Raw genomic sequence first — 5,259 nt, 5'->3', positions numbered from 1 at the left:
AGGAATACCTGCTGGAGCCGGGCGACATGCTGTACCTGCCGCCGCATTACGCCCACGATGGTGTTGCAGTCGGTGAATGCATGACTTATTCGATCGGTTTCCGAGCCCCGGCCTGGCAGGAACTGGCGGAGCATTTCCTGCAGTTCATGGCCGACACGGTCGAGTTGCCCGGGCGCTATGCCGACCCGGATCTGCAACCGGCCAGGCATCCCGCCGAGATTCCGGCGCAGATGATCCAGCAAGTCAGCGAGGAATTACAGCGCATCCGCTTCGACAAGGATGACATCAGCCTGTTCCTGGGTGAATACCTGTCCTCGCCCAAGCCCCAGGTTTTCTTCACCGTGCCGGACCAGCCGCTGAGCGCGGCGAAATTCACCATTGCAGCCCGAAAACGGGGAGTTCGCCTGTGTGCGCGCTCGCGCATGCTATACACCGGACGGCGCGTTTTCATCAATGGCGAGTCGTTCGATACCGGCGTTCAGGACCGGGCCGTGCTGCGCCTGCTGGCGGATCAGCACTGGCTTTCGGGGGATCAGGCCGGCCAAGCGTCGCCGGATGTGGAAGAGGCGCTTTATGCCTGGTATACGCACGGATGGCTGCTACTGGAACCCTGATTGGGCTCCCAAAGCGCTTTGTGCAAAAACACCACACAATTTGTCACGAGTTCCCGCTAAAAGACGCGGTCTATTGTGCGTCCGCAACAAATTTTCCGATATAATCCCGCGCTGGTGTCATTGCCTGATCATGCTTGCATGCAAGGCGAAAAAACCAAATGAACGATAATTACCGGTAATTATTTATCGCTTACTACTGAGATTTATTTCTAAGGAATAAACATGAAAAAAACATTGTTGATCGCTTCCCTGTTGGCAGTTGCTCTGGTCGCTTGCGGCAAGAAAGAAGAAGCCGCTCCTGCTGCTGCTCCTGCACCTGCTCCTGCTGCTGCTGCTCCTGCAGCCGCTCCTGCTGCTGCTCCTGCAGCCGCTCCTGCTGACGCAGCTGCTGCCGCTGGCGCAGCCGCTGGTGCAGCTGCTGGTGCCGCAACTGGTGCCGCCGCTGGCGCCGCTGCTGGTACAGCCGCTGGCAATGCTGCTGCTGCACCTGCTGCATCGAAGTAATCCAGTTCGTCTGGAAATGAAACCGGCCTTCGGGCCGGTTTTTTTACGCCCGGAATCCGGGCAATCCCTGTGCTGGCCAAGCGGCGCCCGATGTCCAGTACCCAGGCAGCCGTCAGGTGCACGCCACCCCGGCCAGCATCCCGCCAGGCTCAGGCGCCGACGTCGAGCCAGCCGAATCCTTCTTCCTGGCAGGCGATCATCACTTCCGTGCCGGTATCCGCCAGTGCCCCGACCAGCGCGCTGCGCGCCAGTTCCGGCGTATTGTTTTGCTTGCTCAGGTGGGCACCGACGATGCGCCCCAGCCGTGACTGGTCGAGCGCGGCCAGTATCTCGCCGGTGGCCCGGTTTGACAGGTGACCGAATGGCCCGCCGATGCGCCACTTGAGTGACGCGGGATAGGCCGAGTCTTTCAGCATTTTCTCATCGTGGTTACATTCCAGCACCAGCGCATCGCAGCCGCCCAGCATCTGGACCAGATGCGGCGTGGCTTGTCCGGCGTCGGTCAGTACGCCCAGGCTGACGCGGCCATCGCCGATCACGTACTGGATCGGTTCACGCGCGTCGTGGGGAACGGTATAGGGCCTGATCTCAAGGTCGCCGATGGCGAGCACGTCGCCGTCGCGGCAGTGGCGCACGTCCACATTGCCGGTATCGCGCTGTACCGCCTGCCAGGTGCCGTGGCTGAGCCAGACCGGGATCCGGTGGCGGCGCGCAAACCGGAACACGCCACCGACATGGTCCTGGTGCTCGTGGGTGACGATAATGCCGGACAATTCGCCCGGCGCTACGCCGAGGCGTTCGAGCCGGCGTTCGCACTCACGCAGGCCAAATCCGCAATCCAGCATGACGGTGGAGCGGGTGCTGCCGGAACCGGCGGAAACCAGCAGTGCATTGCCTTCACTGCCACTGCCCAGACTTGCAAATCTCAATGGCCTGCCCGGTGAGTCCGCCTCGCTGGCAAGCGCGGCGGCATGGTTGACTTGTTGGCCGGACCGGCAAGTGAAGCCGGTCCGGCCTGCGCCTTATTTCAACTGGTCGTTGAGCAAGGACAGGATGCGATCGGCAGTAACGGATGTTTCCGGCAAGCCCTGGCTATTGAGCACGGCGACCTGGCTGCTGTCGCCGCTGGCCTTGACCAGCACACGGTAACGCTGTGCTGCCTTGGCCTTGTCGTCTTTCGAGCCGAACGAGAACAGCCGGGAAATGATTCCTTTCTTGGAATCCTTGTCCTTGGCATCCTCTGCCTGGTCGACATAGCGAACGAAATAGGTGCCCTTGGTCCGGTCGCGGTCTTCCACCGTGAAGCCGACCCGATCCAGCGCCAACCCGACCCGGCGCCACGCGCGCTCAAAGCCTTCATTGACCTCGACATACGCACTGCCGCTGCCGCGCACGATCTTCGAGCGCGCAGACATCGGTGCAGCACGTGCAATTTCCTGCTTGGCCTTGACTTCGTCATTGCCCAGGCGCGCCATCAGCTTGCTGGTGAACTCGGCTTCGAGTTCCGGATTGGCCGGCTGCGGTGTCCACACCGTGTTGTCACCCGAAACGCCGCCCATCACTTCCTTTGCACCCCGGTGGCTGATGAACACTTCGGTCCATCCGTCCGCGCGCCGCTCAAGCCGGGTGCGGAATTTATCGCGTTCGCCGGTCGAATAAATGGAATCGAATGCGCGGCCAACAGTGCGGCGAATGATGTCCTGCGGAATCCTGGCGCGGTTCTCGGCCCACTCGGTTTCCATGATGCCGGTATCGGGCTGCTCGATGTTGATCAGGAAGCCTGCTTCCTGCCAGAAGTCCTTGAGTTGCGGCCACAGTTCTTCGGGCGTTTTCTTGACGACCAGCCAACGCTGGTTGCCGTCCCGCTCGATGCGCATGTCCGGCGCGGCCTTGGGCGCGACCGCCGTCACCGGGGCGCCAGTGGTGCCGCGATTTGCCGCCAGCCCGGAAGCAGTCGCCGTGCCGCGGGACGCATCAGGCAGCGAGTAGCGATTGTCCTTTTGCAGCTGGGTCAGGTCCGGCGGCACTTCAAGCGTGGCAGTCGGGCGCTTACCGGCACTCTTATAGTCGATCTTTTCTCCTTCGAACAGGGTGCCGAAGGAGGACTGGACCGAACTGCAACCGGCAACGCCGGCCAGCATCAGTGTGTACAACAAGCTCAGGCCAGCGCGCGATGCGGCGCTGGTGTTACGGCGATTGATCATAGTAGTACCGGAAAGAAGGCGAGGCTTGCGCCATTGCTGGTCGGCCGTGAAGGACGTTATTGTAATACACCGGATTCGCGCATTGCCGCACGGACAATTTCATGCCAGGCATCGCCCAGCGGCGCCAGCGGCAGCCGCAGTCCGGGGCCCATCAGTCCCATTTCGTGCATTGCCCATTTGACAGGGACCGGGTTCGGCTCGACGAAGAGCTTGTCGTGCAAGGGTATCAGGCGATTGTTGATGGCGATTGCGTCTGCCAGCCGGCCCGCCATGGCTGCCACGCACAGTTCGTGCATCGCACGCGGGGCGACGTTGGCCGTCACTGAAATATTGCCTTTGGCGCCGCAAAACATCAGGGCCATCGCGGTCGGATCGTCGCCGGAGTAAACCGAGAACGATTTTGGCGCCAGCCGCATCAGGTCGGTACCGCGCCCCAGGTTGCCGGTGGCGTCCTTGATACCGATGATGCCCGGCAGTTGCGCCAGGCGCAGCACGGTTTCGTTGCTCATGTCGGCAACGGTGCGGCCGGGTACGTTGTACAGGATGACCGGCAGGTCTACCGATTCCGCGATCTTGCTGAAATGGCGGAACATGCCTTCCTGGGTCGGCCGGTTGTAGTACGGCACCACTTGCAAGGAGGCGTCGGCGCCGACTTCGCGCGCGTGCCGTGTCAGTTCAATCGCTTCCGCAGTGGAATTGCCGCCGGTGCCGGCAATCACGGGCACACGCTTTGCCGTGTGCTGCACCGCCACCTTGACCAGCTCACAATGCTCGTCCACCGACACGGTCGGCGATTCGCCGGTGGTGCCGACGATGACGATGCCGTCGGTGCCTTCAGCGATATGCCAGTCGATCAGCTTGCGCAGTCCGGGCAAGTCGAGACTGCCGTCGGCATGCATGGGGGTGACGATTGCAACGAGGCTTCCCTGGATCATGGTCTGGTGTATTGCTGGCAATGGAGTAAAGCAGGATTGTAGCGGATAGCTGCAGCGATGCCCACGGCCTTACAGCGACAATGCCGCGTCGCTCGACGGCTGGCCGCGCAACAGGCAGATCCGCTGCACCATCGCCGGCCGCGGCAAGTCGGTGTAGCCATCCTCGAAAGCGATCACGCGCCACGCAGGCGCCGCGCCGGCAACACCGGCCGCGTCGGCCAACCGTTGCAACAGTTCGCCCGGCTGCAGCAGGAATGCCGGGCTCGATGGCTTGCCGTAACGCTCATTGCCTGCCGCAAAGGTTTCGTAGATCAGCACCCCGCCCGCGGCCAGGCTGGCGAACAAGGCAGGAAACAGCGGGCGGTGCAGGTAGTTGGTGACCACGATGCCGCTGTAGCGCCCGGGCTGCAGCGGCCAGCCGGTCGCCTGCGCCGCATCGGGCTGTTCGAGGTCGACCTGCAATGGGGTGATGTCGGGCTCGCCGAGCGCGGCGAGCCGGGCCAGCACGTCGGCATTGCGATCCACCGCCAGCACCGGGTTCGAAGTGCTGGCGATCAGTCTGGCGTGACGGCCGCTGCCGCAGGCCAGGTCCAGCACCGGGCCGGCCGGGATCAGCGGCGCAAAACGGGCGACCCAGGCCGAAGGCTGCTCCAGTGCGAGATGTCCGGCGCTATCTGGCATCAAGGCTGCGTCACTTGTAATTCAGGCCCATGACCTGCCGTACATCGTGCATGGTTTCCTGTGCCAGCTTGCGCGCCTTGTCGCAACCCTCGGCAACGATCGCCCGTACCAGGGACGGGTCGTCGAGGTACTGCTGGGCACGCTCGCGCATCGGCTCCTGTTCGCGCAGGATGCCGTCGATCACGGGCTGCTTGCATTCGATGCAGCCGATACCGGCTGTCGTGCATCCCTGCTGCACCCATTGCCGGGTGCTGTCGTCGGAATACACTTCATGCAGCTTCCAGACCGGACACTTGGCGGGATCGCCGGGATCGGTACGCC

At 62.8% G+C, this 5,259-nt stretch carries 6 protein-coding genes and 1 pseudogene; 1 reads left to right on the top strand and 6 read right to left on the bottom strand.

Annotated elements, in window-relative coordinates; all coding sequences use genetic code 11:
* Positions 1–614 (top strand): winged helix domain-containing protein (locus Q7T64_RS02055; RefSeq protein WP_304790345.1); only part of this gene is annotated, 614 nt, incomplete at its 5' end.
* A 193-nt stretch (positions 615–807) separates the two neighbouring features.
* Here Q7T64_RS02055 and Q7T64_RS18095 read toward each other — a convergent pair.
* The 6 genes and pseudogenes from Q7T64_RS18095 to Q7T64_RS02025 all read right to left on the bottom strand — a co-directional run.
* Positions 808–1,110 (bottom strand): hypothetical protein, encoded by a 303-nt coding sequence (locus Q7T64_RS18095; protein WP_370653240.1) that lies wholly within the window; start codon positions 1,108–1,110, stop codon positions 808–810.
* Between the two features lie 157 nt (positions 1,111–1,267).
* A complete protein-coding gene (locus Q7T64_RS02045) occupies positions 1,268–2,047 on the bottom strand; it encodes an MBL fold metallo-hydrolase (protein ID WP_304790337.1) in 780 nt (259 codons plus the stop codon).
* A 93-nt stretch (positions 2,048–2,140) separates the two neighbouring features.
* The gene (gene bamC, locus Q7T64_RS02040; RefSeq protein ID WP_304790334.1) at positions 2,141–3,322 is read right to left on the bottom strand and encodes an outer membrane protein assembly factor BamC; all 1,182 of its coding nucleotides are present in this window, start codon (positions 3,320–3,322) and stop codon (positions 2,141–2,143) included.
* Positions 3,323–3,378: 56 nt separating this feature from the next.
* The gene (gene dapA / locus Q7T64_RS02035; RefSeq protein WP_304790331.1) at positions 3,379–4,257 is read right to left on the bottom strand and encodes a 4-hydroxy-tetrahydrodipicolinate synthase; all 879 of its coding nucleotides are present in this window, start codon (positions 4,255–4,257) and stop codon (positions 3,379–3,381) included.
* Between the two features lie 69 nt (positions 4,258–4,326).
* Positions 4,327–4,938, bottom strand: a complete 612-nt coding sequence (locus tag Q7T64_RS02030; protein ID WP_304790329.1) for a bifunctional 2-polyprenyl-6-hydroxyphenol methylase/3-demethylubiquinol 3-O-methyltransferase UbiG — start codon at positions 4,936–4,938, stop codon at positions 4,327–4,329.
* Positions 4,939–4,948: 10 nt separating this feature from the next.
* Positions 4,949–5,259: pseudogene (locus Q7T64_RS02025) on the bottom strand (tryptophan--tRNA ligase); the annotation flags it as partial.

The organism is Lacisediminimonas sp. (assembly GCF_030645335.1).
Taxonomy (GTDB): domain Bacteria; phylum Pseudomonadota; class Gammaproteobacteria; order Burkholderiales; family Burkholderiaceae_D; genus Lacisediminimonas.
This window is presented reverse-complemented; position numbering and strand designations above follow the sequence as displayed.